The 16899-nt window shown below is 67.4% G+C and carries 15 protein-coding genes; 7 read left to right on the top strand and 8 right to left on the bottom strand.

All coding sequences use genetic code 11. From position 1 onward, the window contains the following. The first annotated feature begins 157 nt into the window (after positions 1-157). Both JNB_RS06000 and ettA read left to right on the top strand, forming a co-directional pair. On the top strand, positions 158-679 hold the full coding sequence (locus JNB_RS06000) for a single-stranded DNA-binding protein (RefSeq protein ID WP_009775528.1): 522 nt from the start codon (positions 158-160) through the stop codon (positions 677-679). Between the two features lie 47 nt (positions 680-726). Continuing rightward, a complete protein-coding gene (gene ettA / locus JNB_RS05995; protein WP_009775527.1) occupies positions 727-2409 on the top strand; it encodes an energy-dependent translational throttle protein EttA in 1683 nt (560 codons plus the stop codon). Here the strand turns inward: ettA and thpR are convergent. Next, positions 2396-2980 (bottom strand): RNA 2',3'-cyclic phosphodiesterase, encoded by a 585-nt coding sequence (thpR, locus tag JNB_RS05990; RefSeq protein WP_009775526.1) that lies wholly within the window; start codon positions 2978-2980, stop codon positions 2396-2398. The two genes, ettA and thpR, sit on opposite strands and share 14 nt — an antisense overlap. A 48-nt stretch (positions 2981-3028) precedes the next feature. On the opposite strand from thpR, the gene JNB_RS05985 reads away from it, so the two are divergent. Continuing rightward, complete coding sequence (locus JNB_RS05985; RefSeq protein WP_009775525.1) at positions 3029-3940, top strand: LLM class F420-dependent oxidoreductase; 912 nt, start codon at positions 3029-3031, stop codon at positions 3938-3940. Between the two features lie 9 nt (positions 3941-3949). On the opposite strand, the gene JNB_RS05980 is transcribed toward JNB_RS05985, so the two are convergent. Both JNB_RS05980 and JNB_RS05975 read right to left on the bottom strand, forming a co-directional pair. Further along, positions 3950-4687: a class I SAM-dependent methyltransferase gene (locus JNB_RS05980; protein WP_009775524.1), complete on the bottom strand. Its 738-nt coding sequence runs from the start codon at positions 4685-4687 to the stop codon at positions 3950-3952. 11 nt (positions 4688-4698) lie between these two features. Continuing rightward, positions 4699-5340: a TetR/AcrR family transcriptional regulator gene (locus JNB_RS05975; RefSeq protein WP_009775523.1), complete on the bottom strand. Its 642-nt coding sequence runs from the start codon at positions 5338-5340 to the stop codon at positions 4699-4701. Between the two features lie 71 nt (positions 5341-5411). On the opposite strand from JNB_RS05975, the gene JNB_RS05970 reads away from it, so the two are divergent. Continuing rightward, positions 5412-6566: an acyl-CoA dehydrogenase family protein gene (locus JNB_RS05970; protein WP_009775522.1), complete on the top strand. Its 1155-nt coding sequence runs from the start codon at positions 5412-5414 to the stop codon at positions 6564-6566. 172 nt (positions 6567-6738) lie between these two features. Here the strand turns inward: JNB_RS05970 and JNB_RS20335 are convergent, their stop codons facing one another. From JNB_RS20335 to fabG, 5 genes are all read right to left on the bottom strand, one after another. Then, complete coding sequence (locus JNB_RS20335; RefSeq protein WP_009775521.1) at positions 6739-7347, bottom strand: hypothetical protein; 609 nt, start codon at positions 7345-7347, stop codon at positions 6739-6741. Positions 7348-7653: 306 nt separating this feature from the next. Beyond that, entirely contained in the window at positions 7654-8175 is a 522-nt protein-coding gene (locus tag JNB_RS05960) for an SRPBCC family protein (protein WP_009775519.1), read from the bottom strand. Continuing rightward, positions 8172-8528 carry a helix-turn-helix transcriptional regulator gene (locus JNB_RS05955; RefSeq protein ID WP_009775518.1) on the bottom strand — a complete coding sequence of 119 codons (357 nt, stop codon included), beginning with the start codon at positions 8526-8528 and terminating at the stop codon, positions 8172-8174. Before JNB_RS05955 ends, JNB_RS05960 begins: the two co-directional genes overlap by 4 nt. A gap of 52 nt (positions 8529-8580) precedes the next feature. After that, entirely contained in the window at positions 8581-9648 is a 1068-nt protein-coding gene (locus JNB_RS05950; protein WP_009775517.1) for an acyltransferase, read from the bottom strand. Further along, positions 9632-10387, bottom strand: a complete 756-nt coding sequence (fabG, locus tag JNB_RS05945; protein WP_009775516.1) for a 3-oxoacyl-ACP reductase FabG — start codon at positions 10385-10387, stop codon at positions 9632-9634. The genes JNB_RS05950 and fabG overlap by 17 nt, the downstream gene beginning before the upstream one ends. A 152-nt stretch (positions 10388-10539) precedes the next feature. On the opposite strand from fabG, the gene glgX reads away from it, so the two are divergent. From glgX to treZ, 3 genes are read left to right on the top strand one after another with little or no spacing between them, the layout of a single operon-like run. After that, positions 10540-12690, top strand: coding sequence for a glycogen debranching protein GlgX (glgX, locus tag JNB_RS05940; protein WP_009775515.1), 2151 nt, complete (start codon positions 10540-10542; stop codon positions 12688-12690). Between the two features lie 5 nt (positions 12691-12695). Next, the gene (treY, locus tag JNB_RS05935; protein ID WP_009775514.1) at positions 12696-15155 is read left to right on the top strand and encodes a malto-oligosyltrehalose synthase; all 2460 of its coding nucleotides are present in this window, start codon (positions 12696-12698) and stop codon (positions 15153-15155) included. Continuing rightward, complete coding sequence (treZ, locus tag JNB_RS05930) at positions 15152-16870, top strand: malto-oligosyltrehalose trehalohydrolase (protein WP_009775513.1); 1719 nt, start codon at positions 15152-15154, stop codon at positions 16868-16870. Before treY ends, treZ begins: the two co-directional genes overlap by 4 nt. The last annotated feature ends 29 nt before the right edge of the window (positions 16871-16899 follow it).

The raw sequence follows: 16899 nt of genomic DNA, 5'->3' as shown, positions 1-16899 counted from the left end.
CGATCTGACGACCTGAGCACGAGCCGCTGTCCACAGGGCAGGGGTCGGCGTCTCGCTGTCCACAGATTGCCGGATCGCCGTTGTCCGCACGTCCGAACCTCCTGAGGCTGATCCCAGCGCACCGCACGAGCGGTGCCTGATCAGCAGAGGAGCAGCCATGCAGGACACCATCGTGACCGTCCACGGACGCCTCGTCGCCGACCCCGAGGTCTGCGTGGGGCGTAGCGGTCAGCCGTACGCAAAGTTCCGGGTCGCCTCGACCCCGCGTCGACCGGTCTCCGGCCAACCGGGTGCGTTCGAGGATGGCGACACGGCGTTCTACACCGTCTATGCCTTCCGCAACCTCGGTGCCAACATCGTGAAGTCCTTCACGAAGGGCGAGCCGGTCGTCGTCCACGGGCGCCTGCGGGTGCGCGAGTTCCAGCGTGAGGACAAGTCCTACGGCACGTCGGTCAACATCGACGCGAACGTCGCCGGCCACGACCTGAGCTGGGGACAGGCGGTCTACGAGAAGGTCGCCAAACCGTCTTACGGATCAGGCGACCGCATGGATGACGCGTTCGGGGCGGAGGAGGAGTCGGGAAGTTACGGCGACGCGGAGCGGGTCGACTACCTGACGGTCGATCCGGAGACGGGTGAGGTGACCAGCTCAGCGGATTCGACCGAGGTTGCTGCCTGAGCGCAAACCGATTCGGGGATGGGGCAGGCAGTCGATAGCCTTGCCCCATGCCCGAGTTCATTTATGTCATGTCGCGCGCCCGCAAGGCGCACGCCGAGAAGGTCATCCTTGATGACGTCACCCTGTCGTTCCTGCCCGGCGCCAAGATCGGCGTCGTGGGTCCCAACGGTGCGGGCAAGTCGTCCGTCCTCAAGATCATGGCCGGTCTCGACCAGCCCTCCAACGGTGAGGCGCGACTGACCCCGGGCTACAGCGTCGGCATCCTCATGCAGGAGCCCGAGCTCAACGAGGAGAAAACTGTCCTCGGCAACGTGGAGGAGGGTGCGGGCGAGATCAAGGCCAAGCTCGACCGCTACAACGCCATCTCCGAGGAGATGGGTGAGCCCGACGCCGACTTCGACTCCCTCATGGTCGAGATGGGCAAGCTCCAGGAAGACATCGACGCCGCCGACGCATGGGACCTCGACTCCCAGCTCGAGCAGGCGATGGATGCCCTGCGCTGCCCGCCGCCGGACGCCGACGTCACCGTCCTCTCCGGTGGTGAGCGCCGCCGCGTCGCCCTGTGCAAGCTCCTCCTGCAGAAGCCGGACCTCCTGCTCCTCGACGAGCCCACCAACCACCTCGACGCCGAGTCGGTCCTCTGGCTCGAGCAGCACCTCGCCGCGTACCACGGTGCCGTCGTGGCCGTGACTCACGACCGGTACTTCATGGACAACGTGGCCGAGTGGATCCTCGAGCTCGACCGTGGCCGCGCCTACCCGTATGAGGGCAACTACTCGACCTACCTCGAGAAGAAGCAGGCTCGACTCCAGATCCAGGGCAAGAAGGACCAGAAGCTCTCCAAGCGTCTCGCCGAGGAGCTCGAGTGGGTGCGCTCCAACGCCAAGGCCCGCCAGACCAAGTCCAAGGCTCGCCTGGCCCGCTACGAGGAGATGGCCGCCGAGGCCGATCGCACTCGCAAGCTGGACTTCGACGAGATCCAGATCCCGCCGGGCCCGCGTCTGGGCAGCAAGGTCATCGAGGTCAAGGACCTCAAGAAGGGCTTCGGCGACCGCGTCCTCATCGACGGCCTGACGTTCTCGTTGCCGCGCAACGGAATCGTGGGCGTCATCGGCGCCAACGGTGTCGGCAAGACCACGCTCTTCAAGACGATCGTCGGACTCGAGTCGGCCGACGGTGGGCTCGTTGACGTCGGTGAGACGGTCAAGATCTCCTACGTCGACCAGAGCCGTGGTGGCCTCGACCCCAACAAGAACCTCTGGGAGACCGTGTCCGGCGGGCACGACTACATCCAGGTCGGTCAGGTCGAGATCCCGTCCCGCGCCTACGTGTCGCAGTTCGGCTTCAAGGGTCCCGACCAGCAGAAGAAGGCCGGTGTCCTCTCCGGTGGCGAGCGCAACCGCCTCAACCTCGCGCTGACTCTCAAGGAGGGCGGCAACCTGCTGCTCCTCGACGAGCCGACCAACGACCTCGACGTCGAGACCCTCGGTTCACTCGAGAACGCCCTGCTCGAGTTCCCCGGCTGTGCCGTGGTCATCAGCCACGACCGGTGGTTCCTCGACCGCGTGGCGTCGCACATCCTCGCCTACGAAGGCACCGAGGAGAACCCGGGCAACTGGTATTGGTTCGAGGGCAACTTCGAAGCCTACGAGGCCAACAAGATCGAGCGTCTGGGTGAGGATGCGGCCCGTCCGCACCGCGTCACCTACCGCAAGCTCACCCGCGACTGATCGTTGCACCGAGGGGGCAGACCGCTACGGGTTCGTAGTGCGGTCTGCCCCTTCCTTCACCCAAGTGCGACACGAAGACCGTCACCTCCTCAGCGATCCAGGAGGGGCCGGCATACGCATCCATGACGCGCAGCCAGTGCGTCGCTTCGAAAGGGTGACGTGAGCGCGCCAGCGTGAGGTGGGGGCGGTAGTCGCCGCCGGCGGGTGCGGCACCCACGCGGCCGACGGCTCGGCGCACACCCAGCGCCAGCGACTCGAGCTCGGCGAGTCCATCGGGGGCGCTCGAGAGCACGTCCATCCACACCACCCGCGCCTGATCTGGCGAAGGGAAGACGCCAGCACCGCTGAGCTGCAACGGAATTGGCGCGTGACCGGCCGAGGCTTCGGCCACCGCCTCCATGACGTCGTCGACTGCGTGGTCGGCCACGTCGCCCATGAACGCCAAGGTGACGTGCCACAGATGGGCAGGCGTCCACCGCAACTCGGACTGGACCTCGCGGCGAACCTCGACGAACGACTCGAGGTCCGCGTGGGCAACGGGCGGTGGCACGACGGCAGCAAAGACTCGCACTGCGCCATTGTGCTTGCCACACGCCGGGAATGTGCGCAGGATCAGGTCATGCGCTGTGGACTGCAGGTCTCCTACTTCTCCTGGCCCGACGCCCCGGCGTCCATCGGCCCCACCTTCAAGCGGATCGCCCAGAACGCCGAGGGTGCTGGCATGGCCTCGCTCTGGGTCATGGACCACTTCTTCCAGATCGACATGATCGGGCCGCCCGAGCTCGACATGCTCGAGGGCTACTCGGCGCTCGCCTATGCCGCCGCCGCGACCGAGCGGATCGAGCTCGGCACGCTCGTGACCGGGGTGACCTACCGCCATCCCGGGCTGCTCGCCAAGACCGTCACGACGCTCGATGTCCTCTCCGGCGGGCGGGCGTGGCTCGGCATCGGCGCGGCATGGAACGAGGAGGAGCACAAGGGGTTGGGTGTGCCGTATCCCGTTGTCTCGGAGCGCTTTGAGCGTCTCGAGGAGACTCTGCAGATCGCGCGGCAGATGTTTGACGGCGACCAGACGGCGTATGCCGGCCAGCACTATTCGCTCGAACGTCCCCTCAACGTGCCCGCACCGTTGCGTCGCACCCCGATCCTCATCGGCGGCAGCGGGCCGAAGAAGACACTGAGACTCGTGGCGAAGTACGCCGACGCATGCAACCTCTTTGACGCAGGTCCCGAAGCGATGGCGGCCAGGCTCGCGATCCTGCGTGGCCACTGCGACGACGTGGGTCGCGACCCGCGCGAGATCGAGGTGACTGCCTTGTCGCGGCTGACTCTGGGGACCACAGGTGGCACCTCACCGCGTGGTGAGCAGATCCAATCGGTCGACGAGGCCGTGGACCACTACGGCACCCTCGCCGAGGTCGGACTCGACCACGTCATCCTGTCGATGGGCAACGACACGGACGACACGGCATACGCACTGGTCGGTGAGCTCGTGCGGCAGCTTGAGCCGGTCACGGCCGCACCCTGGTGACGCGCAGCGTCAGCGCGGGTCGCTGACCTTCGTCGCGGCGAGGAAGACCGAGCTGCCGAAGGGCAGGTTGGCGCGCTGGAGCACGGCGTGGTCGATCTTTGTGAGCCCCATGAGTACGTGGTGGAGCGCTCGTGGGACCTGAGGGACGTCGACGACGTCGGCGGGGCGGGTGTGCTTGCGTTCGCGCAGCTTGCGGGCAACTCGCTCCGCCAGGAACCCGGGGAAGACGGACGTGAACGCGTAGGTCGCGCGCTCGACCCGGAAGCCGGCTGCCTCGGCGGCGGCAACGGCGCGTCGCTTGGTGTAGCGACGGAAGTGCCCGTTCGCGACATCGAAGTCGGTCCAGGCCCACTGGTACGCCGGAACGGCCATGAGGAAGGTGCCGCCGGGCTGGAGAACGCGGTTGACCTCGGCCAGGGCTCCAGCCTCGGGGTCGCAGTGCTCGATGACGTCGAACGCCGACACCATGTCGAAGCTCGCGTCGGCGAAGGGGAGCGACAGGGCCGAGCCGCAGACGCCGTTGGAGCCGAGTCCGCGTGGGTCGATGTCGAGCGACGCGAGGTGCCGGGTGCCGTCGTGAAGCCAGCTGGCGCTGGGTCCGTCGGCGCTGCCGATGTCGAGCACGGTCGTGCGGCCGACTGCGTACTCACTCAGCGCGGCATGGAGCAACTCGGTGCGCGCGAGGTACCACCAGTAGTCGGGCTGTTCGATCGACGGGGAGCCCCCGTGTCCTCCTGCGTCGGTCATGGTGGGAGAGCCTATCGGCGGGTGACGAGCCGGACTGCAAGGTCCCCGTTGGTGCGGGCAATGTCGTCGGGGGTGCGCCGGATCTCGGGGGAGTACCACCGGGCCACGTCCACCGCGAGCGAGAGCAGGGCCAGGGCGGTCGCCGAGACGTCCTCGACCTCGAACTCTCCGCGTGCCACACCGTCCCGGAGCACTCCGCGCACGACCTCGTCGATCTCCTTGCGCAGGGTGAGCACCGTGTCGCGGTGCTCGGGGGTGAGGTGGCGGAACTCGTACTGGACGATCCGCCCGAGCTGGTGGTGCTCTGCATGCCATTTCGAGAAGCCCGCGATGATCGAGCGCAGGGCGTCGGTCGGAGAGGCGGCGGCATCGGCGGCGGCCACGAGCTGGTCGCGAGCTGTCTGGTGTCCGCGGCGACTCAGCTGGAAGAGCAGGTCTTCCTTGGACGAGAAGTGCACATAGACCCCGGCGGGCGACAAGCCCGCACGCGAGGCGATGTCGCGGGTTGTCGTCGCGTGGAATCCCCTCTGCGAGAACGCGTCGGCGGCGGCCATCATGAGCCGCAGCACGGTGGCGCCGGCCGTGTCGCCGGAGTCTTCGAGGGTCGCGAGGATGCTCTGCTCCGACAGCGGAGCTCCTGTGGTGGCCGACATGTTGACAGCATGCCTGAGGCCCGGTTGACTAAGCAAGCGCTTAGTCAACTGGATTTCTTTCGAGGAGTGTCATGCCCCGCAACATCTACGACGACGATCACGAGGCCTTCCGGAGCTCTGCCCGTGAGTTCGTCGAGCGGACCCTCAAGCCCCGTGCCGAGGAGATGATTCGCGACCACACCATTGCGCGTGACATCTGGATCGAGGCCGGCAAGCAGGGCTTCTTCGGTCTCACCATCCCCGAGGAGTTCGGCGGAGCGGGCATCGACGACTACCGCTTCAACGCCGTCCTGGCCGAGGAGCTGGCGAAGTTCAACGTCGCTGTCTCGTCCTGCTTCGGCATCCACGCGGACATCACGGCCCCCTACCTCGTCGCCATGGGAACGCAGGAGCAGAAGGCTCGCTGGCTTCCGCAGGTCGCGACCGGCGAGACGATCATGTCCATCGGCATGACCGAGCCTTCGGGTGGCTCCGACCTCGCAGCCCTCAAGTCGAACGCCGTCAAGGCTGACGACGGCAGTGGTGACTGGATCCTCAACGGCTCCAAGACCTTCATCACAAACGGCTACCAGTGCGACCTCGCCGTGGTTGCGGCCCGCACGGACCCGACCAAGGGCGCCAAGGGCATCTCGCTGTTCGTCCTCGAGGCCACCGACGAGGGCTTCTCCAAGGGCAAGCCGCTCGACAAGGTGGGTCAGCCCGAGTCCGACACGTCCGAGCTCTTCTTCGAGAACGTCCGGCTGCCCGCCGACCGCCTGCTCGGCCCCGAGGGCATGGGCTTCATCACGATGATGCAGAAGCTCCCCCAGGAGCGTCTGGGCAACGCCATCGGCTGCATCGCGCACGCGGGCCAGATCCTCGAGGAGACGATCGAGTACGCCAAGGAGCGCAAGGCCTTCGGCCAGCCCATCGGCTCGTTCCAGCACAACAAGTTCAAGATTGCCGAGCTCGTGACGATGATCGAGGTCGCCCAGGCCTACATCGATGACTGTGTCGTGGCGCACGCTGAGGGCAAGCTCACCGCCGTGGATGCCGCCAAGGCCAAGTGGTGGGCCGCCGAGACCCAGAGCAAGGTCCTCGACGAGTGCGTCCAGCTGCACGGTGGCTATGGCTACATGAACGAGTACCGCGTCGCTCGCGCCTGGCGCGACGCCCGCATCAACAAGATCTGGGCCGGCACGAACGAGATCATGAAGGAACTCATCGGCCGCGACCTCGGCCTCTGAGGAAAGCGCAGCGCAGGTTGAGGGCGAAGGATGAGTCCTCGGCCGTGGCGGAGGTGACGAAGGGCCGGCATGAGTTCGGCCTCTGACCTGGCGCCCCGCCAGTCGAGAGGAGAGAACACGCTGCGTATGCCGGCCGGCATACGGCGCGTTCTCTCCTCTCGACTGCTGTGGGTCAGGTGATCATCAGGGTTGAGGGGTCGAGCCCGAGCATCAGGGCCACCGCCTCCATGGTCCCGACTCGGCGCGGTCGTCGGTAGACGTCCTCGGCGAACAACTCACGCACGCCCGCGTGCACGAACATCAGCCTGGCCCGGCTCTCCATGGGCGAGCGGACCCTGGGGCGAATGAGTTCCAGGGCCTGACTCAACAGCACCTTGCCGCGCGGTCGCACGCGTGCGTGAAGGGCTTGGAGGAGAGCGCGCGTTCCAGATGAGGTGTGTGATCCGGACGGCACCTCGACCCCTGACTCGTGATCGATGCGGGCGACCACAGCATCTCCGACCACGACGAGGTCGTCGAGCGTCAGTCGCCCTCGGCGCAATTCGCCAAGATCCACCCAGGTATCGGCTGGGCCCACGGCTCGCACGCCGTCGACGTCGATGGTCGAGCGGAGTTCGAGGCCTCGGTGTCCCACACAGCCCTTGCGTACCACCCGCCCGTCGCTCGTTCGTGCGATCACGTGGAGCGGTCCGGTCGCGGCCTCCTCCTCGAGGAAACTGGGAAGCGGCAGGGACTGCAGCACGGCAGAGGTGACGTGCGAATAGGCCCGATCGGACGGCATACCCACCGCGTGTGCCGCGGCGCGCGCTGAGGGTGTTCGGCATGCTGAGGACATGGGCGCCCCGCGTCGGATGCTCGAGATCACGTCGACGCAGGCGTGGCGCCCCCACGCCGAGCTCGCGGGCCCGGGCCGTGCTGAACGGTCCGGCCGCGACTTCCTCGGGGAGGGGTGACACCTGCATCCACCGAGGATGGCCAAAATCGGGAAACTGGCCGTGGCGTCATCCACAGGCCCGGTCGAGAGGAGAGAACACGCTGCGTATGCCGGCCGGCATACGGCGTGTTCTCTCCTCTCGACTCGCTCTGCCTAGGCGGCTTCGCCGGCCAGCGCGAGCACCACGTCGTCGATGGCGTCGTAGGAGCTCTGCATCCCGGACTCCATGCCGGAGTCGAGGACCATCTGGACCGTCTCGGGGGAGTCGTAGGTGATGGTTGCCCGCAGTGTCGTCTTCCCTGCCTCTTCGGTGTAGGTCGTGTCGATGAGGGAGTAGGGGCTGTCGATGTTGTCGAAGCGCTCCGTGTGCACGAGGTGGCCCGGGCGGTCGATGGTCGTGTAGTGGCCGGAGAACGAGACCTCGTCGCCGCTGGATCCGGCGGTCTGGGCGAAGTGCCAGGCCCCGCCTTCACGAAGGTCCACCTCGCAGACGGTCATGGTGCCGTGGCCGGCTCCCCACCACTTGCGAATGTGCTCGGGGTTGGTCATGGCCTCGAAGACGAGGTCCGCAGGTGCGGGGAAGGTGCGGGTGATGACCATCTCCGATCCCTCGGTGGTGATGGTGGCGCGCTCGTGGGCGGCCGTGGCCTGCTGAACGGACTCAGTGCTGCTCATTCGGATGTCCTTCGAGTGGTGCCCTCGTCGGAGGGCTGCTGGATGGTGGCGAGGTAGCTGCCGAGGTTGTCGAACTGCTCTTCCCAGTGCTGGCGGTAGAGCTCGAGCCACGACGTCGCGTCCTTGAGTGGGGCGACCGAGATGCGGCAGTGGCGCCGCTGCCCATCTCGGCTCTTGGTGATGAGACCGGCGCGCTCGAGGACCGTGAGGTGCTTCGAGATTGCCGGCAGTGACATGGCGAACGGCTCAGCGAGCTCACCGACCGTGGCGTCTCCCGAGGAGAGGCGAGCCAGGATGGCCCGTCTCGTCGGGTCGGCCAGGGCCGCGAACGTGGTGCTGAGGGCGTCGATCACGTTGTTAACCTAACGGATAATTAACCAAGTGGTCAAGTACTTTCGGAAGGGGTCACTTCCAGGGGCTCGCGAACAGCCACGGGAATCCGATGCGACGACCCAGCCACCAGAGGCCGAGGGGCAGTGAGAGTCCGGCGGCGATGCCCACAGCGATCTGCGTGACCATGCTCTCCACACCGAGCTGACCCAGGACCGAGCGGGCAACGGTGAGGGCCACGAGGTGTCCCAGGAAGATCTCGAGCGAACGCTCACCGAGCAGGCTCAAGGGTCGGACGAGAGGGGTGCGCGACAACAGGCCCGAGAGGCCGAGGGCACCCGCACACAGTGCGCCCGACGTCACGACACCGAGAGCGACGGCACTGGCGGTCCGCGGTCCGATCCACGAGCTGGGCGGCATGGGGTCGGTGAGGACGAGCAGCCCAACACCCACGGCCACGCCCACCCCGGCGACCCACGGAGTCCAGCTCGATGTCGTGAGGCGGGACAGGCCCATCCGACCGGCGAGCACTCCCACCCAGAAGAAGATGAGCAGGGCCACGCCCTCCTCGAAGAGCCACGGTCCCGTCCACCCCCATGCGACGAGGGAGACGGCAAGGACCGTGAGGGTCGACGCCAGCGCTCGCGCACGGGTGAGCCAAGGACGCACGAGCGTTCCCGCGAGGGTCGCCATGACCATGAACCCGAGCCACCAGAGCTGCCCGTAGGCGACGGGAAACGCGGTGAAGAACCCGTCGACGTCCTCGGTGCCGTTCTTCGCGGCGCCGGTGAGGAACTGGATCCCCGCCTGGATCACGGTCCAGACGACGTAGAGGTAGGCGAAGAGGACGACCCGCGGCCGCAGGTAGGCGAGCCGCCCACGCTTCTCCACACTCGGGCGCAGGAACACCCCGGCCACCAGCGCGAACACGGCGACGTGCCACGAGTAGAGCCCGTCGTCCATCTCGAGGAACGCCGCGGACGTGCGCGGCAGGTCGTCACCCGCAGCGAGGCCCCGCAGGACGTGCGACACGACGATGGCCGTGATCGCGAGGCCCTTGGCGACGTCGAGCGATCGGTCCCGTCCAGTGTCGTCGCGCTCGCGGAGCTGGGCCTGGGGCGCCGCGTCAGTCGAGGGGTCCACCAGCCACGTAGATGACCTGACCGGACACGAAGCCGGCCTCCTCGGAGCACAGGAACGAGATCGTCGCCGCGATGTCCTCGGGCTGCCCGACCCGCTGCACCGGGGTCTGCGAGGCGGCGTGCGCGAGGAAGTCCTCGAACGAGACGCCCATGCGCTCGGCCGTGGCGGCCGTCATGTCGGTCTGGATGAAGCCGGGCGCGACGGCGTTGGCCGTGACGCCGAACTTGCCCAGCTCGATGGCGAGGGTCTTGGTGAAGCCCTGGAGCCCAGCCTTGGCCGCGGAGTAGTTGGCTTGGCCCCGGTTGCCCTGGGCGGAGGACGACGAGAGGTTGACGATGCGCCCGAACTTCTCGGCGGTCATGTGGGCCTGGCAGGCCTTCGCCATGAGGAACGCCCCACGCAGGTGGACGTTGATGACGGAGTCCCAGTCGGACTCGGTCATCTTGAAGAGCAGGTTGTCGCGGATGATGCCGGCGTTGTTGACGAGGACGACCGGTGCGCCGAGCTCGTCCGCGATGCGGGCCACTCCGGCGGCGACCTGCTCGCCGTCGGTCACGTCGATGCCCACGCCCAGTGCCGACCCTCCGGCCTCGCGGATGGACGCGGCCACCACCTCACAGGCGGCCTCGTCGAGGTCGACCACGGCGACGGCATATCCGTCCTTGGCGAGGCGGTGCGCGGTCGCGGCGCCGATCCCGCGGGCGGCTCCGGTGACGACGGCGGTGCGGGTGTTGCTCACGGTGGTCCTCCGGGGGTCGTGGAGTTCGGTAGGTTGGATCACTGCGCGAACCCTACCCAGCGGCGTCCTCGGACTGCTGCCGCTCGCGCCACGTGGGCCGCCGTTGTCCTGTGTGAGGAGTCATGACAGAAGACGCAACGCGGAAGGTGGCCATGGAGATCTGGCCCGGAACGGCATACCCCCTGGGTGCAACGTACGACGGCAGTGGGGTGAACTTCGCCCTCTTCAGCGAAATCGCCGAGCGCGTCGAGCTGTGCCTGATCGACGACGAGGGGGTGGAGACGCGCATCGAGGTGCCGGAGGTCGACCACTTCGTCTGGCACTGCTACCTCCCGAGCCTTCAACCGGGGCAGCGCTACGGCTACCGGGTGCACGGGCCCTACGAGCCCGAGGCCGGGCACCGGTGCGACCCGAGCAAGCTGCTGCTCGACCCCTACGCCAAGGCGATCGAGGGGCAGGTCTCGGACGACCAGGCGATCTTCTCGTACGACTTCATGGAGCCCGCGACGCGCAACACCGAGGACTCCCTCGGCAAGACGATGCTCAGCGTCGTCATCAACCCCTACTTCGACTGGGGCCACGACCGTCCGCCGCGCCACGAGTACCACGACACCGTCATCTACGAGGCGCACGTCAAGGGCCTCACGATGACGCACCCGGACCTGCCCGAGGAGATCCGTGGGACGTATGCCGCGATCGGTCACCCGGTCATCACCGACCACCTCAAGTCGCTCGGCATCAACGCCATCGAGCTCATGCCCGTGCACCAGTTCGTCCAGGACACCTCGCTCCAGGCCAAGGGTCTGACGAACTACTGGGGCTACAACACGATCGGGTTCCTCGCGCCGCACAACTCCTACGCGCAGGGGCAGCAGGGCCAGCAGGTCACCGAGTTCAAGGCGATGGTCAAGGCTCTCCACGAGGTCGACATCGAGGTCATCCTCGACGTGGTCTACAACCACACGGCCGAGGGCAACGAGTTCGGCCCGACGATCTGCTTCCGGGGGATCGACAACGCGAGCTACTACCGGCTGGTCGACTCCGACAAGCAGCACTATTACGACACCACCGGGACCGGCAACAGCCTGCTCATGCGCAGCCCGCACGTCCTCCAGCTGATCATGGATTCGCTGCGCTACTGGGTCACCGAGATGCACGTCGACGGCTTCCGCTTCGACCTCGCAGCGACCCTGGCCCGCCAGTTCCACGAGGTGGACAAGCTCTCGGCCTTCTTCGACATCATCCAGCAGGACCCGGTGATCTCCCAGGTGAAGCTCATCGCCGAGCCGTGGGACGTCGGCGACGGCGGCTACCAGGTCGGCAACTTCCCGCCGCTGTGGACGGAGTGGAACGGCAAGTACCGCGACACGGTCCGCGACTTCTGGCGCGGTGTGCCAGCAACGTTGGGAGAGTTCGCTTCTCGCATCACCGGGTCGAGCGACCTCTATGAGCACAGCGGCCGCAAGCCGATCGCGTCGATCAACTTCATCACCGCCCACGACGGGTTCACGCTGCGCGACGTCGTGTCCTACGACGAGAAGCACAACGAGGCCAACGGCGAGGACGGCAACGACGGCGAGGGCCACAACCGCTCGTGGAACCACGGCGTCGAGGGTCCCACCGACGACCCCGAGATCCGAGCGCTCCGACTGCGTCAGCTGCGCAACTTCACCACCACGCTGCTGCTCTCCCAGGGAGTGCCGATGATCAGCCACGGCGACGAGATCGGGCGCACCCAGGGCGGCAACAACAACGTCTACTGCCAGGACAACGAGACCGCGTGGGTCGACTGGGAGCTCGACGACGACCAGCTCCAGCTGCTGGAGTTCACCAAGGCCGTCGTCAAGCTCCGGCAAACCCACCCGGTCTTCCGCCGCCGGCGCTTCTTCGCCGGATCGGCCGACCATGGCGGGCAGTCGACGTTGGGCGACATCTACTGGTTGCAGCCCTCGGGTGAGCCCATGGACGAGTTCGGCTGGGACGGCGACACCCTGCAGGTCGCGATGTGGCTCAACGGTGGTGCCATCCACGAACCCGACACGCGCGGTCAGATCATCACCGACGACGACTTCCTCGTCTTCTTCAACGCCGACGACGAACAGGCGTCCTTCACCATCCCCGCGACCGAGTGGGGCGAGCGCTGGGTCACCGAGATCGACACGTGCGCTGATGTGGTCGATCCGGGCTGGCACGAGGCCGGCTCGCAGGTCGTCGTTGGATCCCGCGCCGTCGTGGTCCTTCGCGCCCCGCGCGAGAAGGTCATCCACACGGTCGGAGCGGCCACCTCCGAGCGCCAGGCCTGATGCGTATGCCGTCCGCCCCCGTTGTCGTGCGCGACTCCCGTCGCGCTGTGCCGACCTCCACCTACCGACTCCAGATCCACGGTGGGTTCGGGTTCGACGCGGCAGCCGAGCAGGCGGCACACATCGCGTCGTTGGGTGTCTCGCACCTCTATCTGTCTCCGATCCTGCAACCGGCGCCGGGCTCGACGCACGGCTATGACGTCGTCGACCATTCCTCGTTGAACGCGGAGGCGGGTGGACGAGAGGCGTTCGACCGGCTGGTCGCGGCAGCACACCGCGAGGGGCTCGGGATCATCGTCGACGTCGTCCCCAACCACATGACTGTGCCGGACGCGGCGTACCTCAACGCCGCGTTGTGGACGTTCTTGCGGGGCGGTCGGGAGTCGGCGACGGCGAACTGGTTCGACGTCGACTGGGACGTCCACGACGGGCGGATCCTCATGCCCGTGCTGGGTGAGCCGCTCGAAGCGGTCCTGGCGGCAGGGGCGTTGACCGTGGCGTCGGATGGCGGGGCGAACGAGGACGAGACCGTGCTGCGCTACTACGACCACGAGTACCCCGTGGCCCCCGGAACCGAGCACCTGGACCTCGCCGATCTGGTTGCAGCACAGCACTATCGGCTCACTGACTGGCGTGATGGTGCGGCCGAGCTGAACTATCGCCGCTTCTTCGACGTGACCTCGCTCAAGGCCGTGCGGGTCGAGGACCCAGCCGTGTTCGACGCCACCCACGAACTGTTGTTGACCCTGTTCCGCGACGGGTCGATCGACGGTTTCCGGATCGACCACCCCGACGGCTTGGCCGACCCGGGGAGCTATCTCGCCCGGCTCGCCGACGCCACCGATGGCGCGTGGGTCGTCGCCGAGAAGATTCTCGAGGGCGAGGAGCAGCTGCCGCAGTCGTGGCGGTGCGCCGGGACCACGGGCTACGACACGATGCTGCGCGTGCAGCAGGTGCTGACCTCTGGGGCGGGGGACGCGGAACTGGACCGTCTCTGGTCCGAGCACTCGCCGGCGGGCCGCACGTCCCTCGACGACGTCGTGCTCGAGTCCAAGCAGCTCGTCGTCGAAACGGTTCAGGCTGCTGAGGTCAACCGGCTCATGCGCCTCGTCGAAGCGGTTGTCCCTGAACGTGATCCAGTCGGGATGCGGAGCGCCCTCGAGGCCGTCCTCGTGTCGATGGATCGCTACCGTGCCTACCTGGTGCCCGATGGAGTGCAGGACCCTGAACAGCTCGCCGTCCTCGACGCCGCTGGCGAGCGGGCGCGGGCGCGACTTCAACCTGCGGTGCATGGCGACCTCGACCAGGTCCTCGCCCTGGCTCGCGGGGAGGTGCCTGCTGGCGGCGACTCCTCGATCGTGAATGACTTCATGGTGCGGTTCCAGCAGACGTGTGGTCCGGTCATGGCCAAGGGCATCGAAGACACGGCGTTCTATCGGTGGTCGCGGATGACCGGGGCCAACGAGGTCGGTGGTCATCCGTCTCACCTGTCCATCGGCGCCGAGGAGTTCCATGCGTTCGCCGGCCAGCAGCAGGTCACCTGGCCGACGACGATGACGACCCTCACGACGCACGACACCAAGCGCTCCGAGGACGTCCGGGCTCGTCTCATGACGATTGCCGAGAGTGCGGTCGAGTGGTCGGCGTGGGTCCACGAGGCGTCGAATCTCACTGCGGCACAGCGTGGCTCGGAGCTCGATCCTGCGACGGAGTACCTTGTCTGGCAGACCGTCCTCGGCACCTGGCCCATCACACCGGACCGCATCGAGGGCTATGTCCTCAAGGCGATCCGGGAGGCCAAGGATCACACGGCGTGGGTTGACGGTGATGCCAACTACGAGGCCGCAGTCGTGAGCTTCGCATGCTCCGTCGTCGCGGACCCGGCCGTTGCCACGCACGTCGAGACCTGGCTGTCGGCGCACACTGCATCGGTGCGGGCCAACGTCCTCGCACAGAAGCTGCTCCAGCTCGTCACCGTCGGGGTGCCGGACGTCTACCAGGGGGCCGAGCTGCAGGTGCTCACCCTCGTGGACCCCGACAACCGGGGTGCTGTCGACTATCCCGACCGAGTTGCTCGTCTGGCACGACTTGATGCAGGGGAGCGACCGCGGGACCTCGACGACGAGAAGCTGCTCGTCACCGCGGCGGCCCTCCGGCTCCGGCTCGAGAATGCTGACTCGTTCGTCGGCGAGGACGCGACCTACTCAGGTCTCGCCGGCTCCACGGACCACGCCCTGGCACTCGCTCGCGGTGATGCGTCGGGCTCGAACGTGGTCGCCGTCATCACACGAGAAGCCGACCGGCTTGCTGCCTCGGGCGGCTGGGGCGATGCCACCCTGTCCCTGCCAGAGGGTGAATGGCGAAACCTGCTGTCCGACAGCGGAACTGGCGCGTTCTCTGGCAGCGCATCCTTGGCTGACCTCCTCTCCGACCTGCCCGTTGCCCTGTTGGTGAGGGCGTCATGATCGAGGTGTGGGCTCCCGACGCGACCAGTGTCGAGATCGACTTCGGCGCTCCTGGTGACACCCCGACCCGCGAACCCATGTTGCGTGGCGACGGAGGCTGGTGGCGCTGGGACGGCGACCACACGGCATACCCGGCCTTTGACTATGCCTTCGTGCTCGATGGCGAGGAGCCCGCGCTCCCGGACCCGCGCAGCGCCTGGCAGCCACACGGTGTCGACGGGCCGAGCCGCCAGTTCGAGGTCACCGCCCACGACTGGACCGACACCGACTGGCGAGGCCCCCGCGACGGCGCCGGCACCCTCGGCGGAGTCATCTATGAGTGCCACATCGGCACGTTCACCCATGAAGGCACGTTCGACGCGGCAGTCGAGCGGCTCGACCACCTCGTCGAGCTCGGTGTCGACGTCGTCGAGGTGTTGCCCGTCGCGGCGATTCCGGGGCGGTGGGGCTGGGGCTACGACGGCGTGGACCTGTATGCCGTCCAAGACGCCCTCGGTGGGCCGGCCGCCTTCCAGCGGTTCGTCGACGCCTGCCACGCTCGTGGGCTCGGGGTCTGCCTCGACGTCGTCTACAACCACCTCGGGCCGAGCGGCAACTACCTCGGCCGGTTCGGCCCCTACTTCACCCAGAGCCACCAGACACCGTGGGGGCCGGCGGTCAATCTCGACGCCCCGGGCTCCGACGAGGTGCGCGCGTTCATCATCGACAACGCACTGCGCTGGTTGCGCGACTTCCACGTCGACGCGCTGCGGCTGGACGCCGTGCATGCGCTCATCGATGAGGGTGAGCGCCACCTGCTCGTCGAGCTCTCGGATTCCGTTGCAGCACTGGCTGATCAGCTCGGCCGACCGCTCGACCTCATCGCCGAGAGCGACCTCAACAACACGACGATGGTCACCTCGACGCCCGAGGGAGGTCTGGGCATGACAGCGCAGTGGGCCGATGACGTCCACCACGGGCTGCACGTCGCCCTCACCGGTGAGACGCAGGGCTATTACGAGGACTTCGGTGGTGGAACTCGCACCCTGCCGGACGGTGGACCACTCGACGTGCTGGCACACGTGCTCACCCGCGGCTTCCTCCACGACGGCAGCTGGTCGACGTTCCGTGACCGGGCGTGGGGCAAGCCGGTCGACGTCGATGCGCTCGACGGCCGCCGCCTCGTCACCTACCTCCAGACCCACGACCAGGTCGGCAACCGCGCGACCGGCGACCGCATCGGGGCCAGCATCACGCCCGGCCGGGTCGCCATCGGAGCTGCGCTCTATCTCCTCGGACCGGGCACGCCGATGATCTTCATGGGCGAGGAGTTCGCGGCATCGTCGCCGTGGCAGTTCTTCACCGACTTCACCGACGAGGGCATGGCCGAGGCCGTGCGGGCCGGACGTCGCGCGGAGTTCGGAGGCCACGGCTGGGCCGCGGTTGACGTGCCCGACCCCCAGTCCCGAGCGACCCGCGACGTCAGCGTGCTCCGATGGGAGGAGCTCGCATCGCAGCCCCACGCCACGGTGCTCGAGTGGTACCGCCAGCTCATCCAGCTGCGTCGCGAGGTCCTCGGCGCGGGCGAGACCCGGTTCGCGGACGTCTCGTGCGCGATCACCGACGGCGGCGCCACCTTCGAGATGCGACACCGCGGCATCACGGTCTCGGCCAACCTCGAACGGGACACGGTCACCGTGTCTGCACCCGGCATACCCGATCTCGTTTTCCCCTGACCGGCCTCCAACGGCAGAACGTCACGAAC

This window comes from Janibacter sp. HTCC2649 (assembly GCF_000152705.1).
GTDB lineage: Bacteria > Actinomycetota > Actinomycetes > Actinomycetales > Dermatophilaceae > Knoellia.
The sequence above is the reverse complement of the archived record's forward strand: the minus strand, read 5'-3'. Positions and strand labels throughout refer to the sequence as shown.

Excerpts from the sequence above, each read along its gene's own strand:
- JNB_RS06000 (WP_009775528.1), top strand. The coding sequence starts at position 158 with ATGCAGGACACCATCGTGACCGTCCACGGACGCCTCGTCGCCGACCCC.
- ettA (WP_009775527.1), top strand. The coding sequence starts at position 727 with ATGCCCGAGTTCATTTATGTCATGTCGCGCGCCCGCAAGGCGCACGCC.
- JNB_RS05985 (WP_009775525.1), top strand. The coding sequence starts at position 3,029 with ATGCGCTGTGGACTGCAGGTCTCCTACTTCTCCTGGCCCGACGCCCCG.
- JNB_RS05980 (WP_009775524.1), bottom strand. The coding sequence starts at position 4,687 with ATGACCGACGCAGGAGGACACGGGGGCTCCCCGTCGATCGAACAGCCC.
- JNB_RS05975 (WP_009775523.1), bottom strand. The coding sequence starts at position 5,340 with ATGTCGGCCACCACAGGAGCTCCGCTGTCGGAGCAGAGCATCCTCGCG.
- JNB_RS05970 (WP_009775522.1), top strand. The coding sequence starts at position 5,412 with ATGCCCCGCAACATCTACGACGACGATCACGAGGCCTTCCGGAGCTCT.
- JNB_RS20335 (WP_009775521.1), bottom strand. The coding sequence starts at position 7,347 with ATGCCGTCCGATCGGGCCTATTCGCACGTCACCTCTGCCGTGCTGCAG.
- JNB_RS05960 (WP_009775519.1), bottom strand. The coding sequence starts at position 8,175 with ATGAGCAGCACTGAGTCCGTTCAGCAGGCCACGGCCGCCCACGAGCGC.
- glgX (WP_009775515.1), top strand. The coding sequence starts at position 10,540 with ATGGAGATCTGGCCCGGAACGGCATACCCCCTGGGTGCAACGTACGAC.
- treY (WP_009775514.1), top strand. The coding sequence starts at position 12,696 with ATGCCGTCCGCCCCCGTTGTCGTGCGCGACTCCCGTCGCGCTGTGCCG.
- treZ (WP_009775513.1), top strand. The coding sequence starts at position 15,152 with ATGATCGAGGTGTGGGCTCCCGACGCGACCAGTGTCGAGATCGACTTC.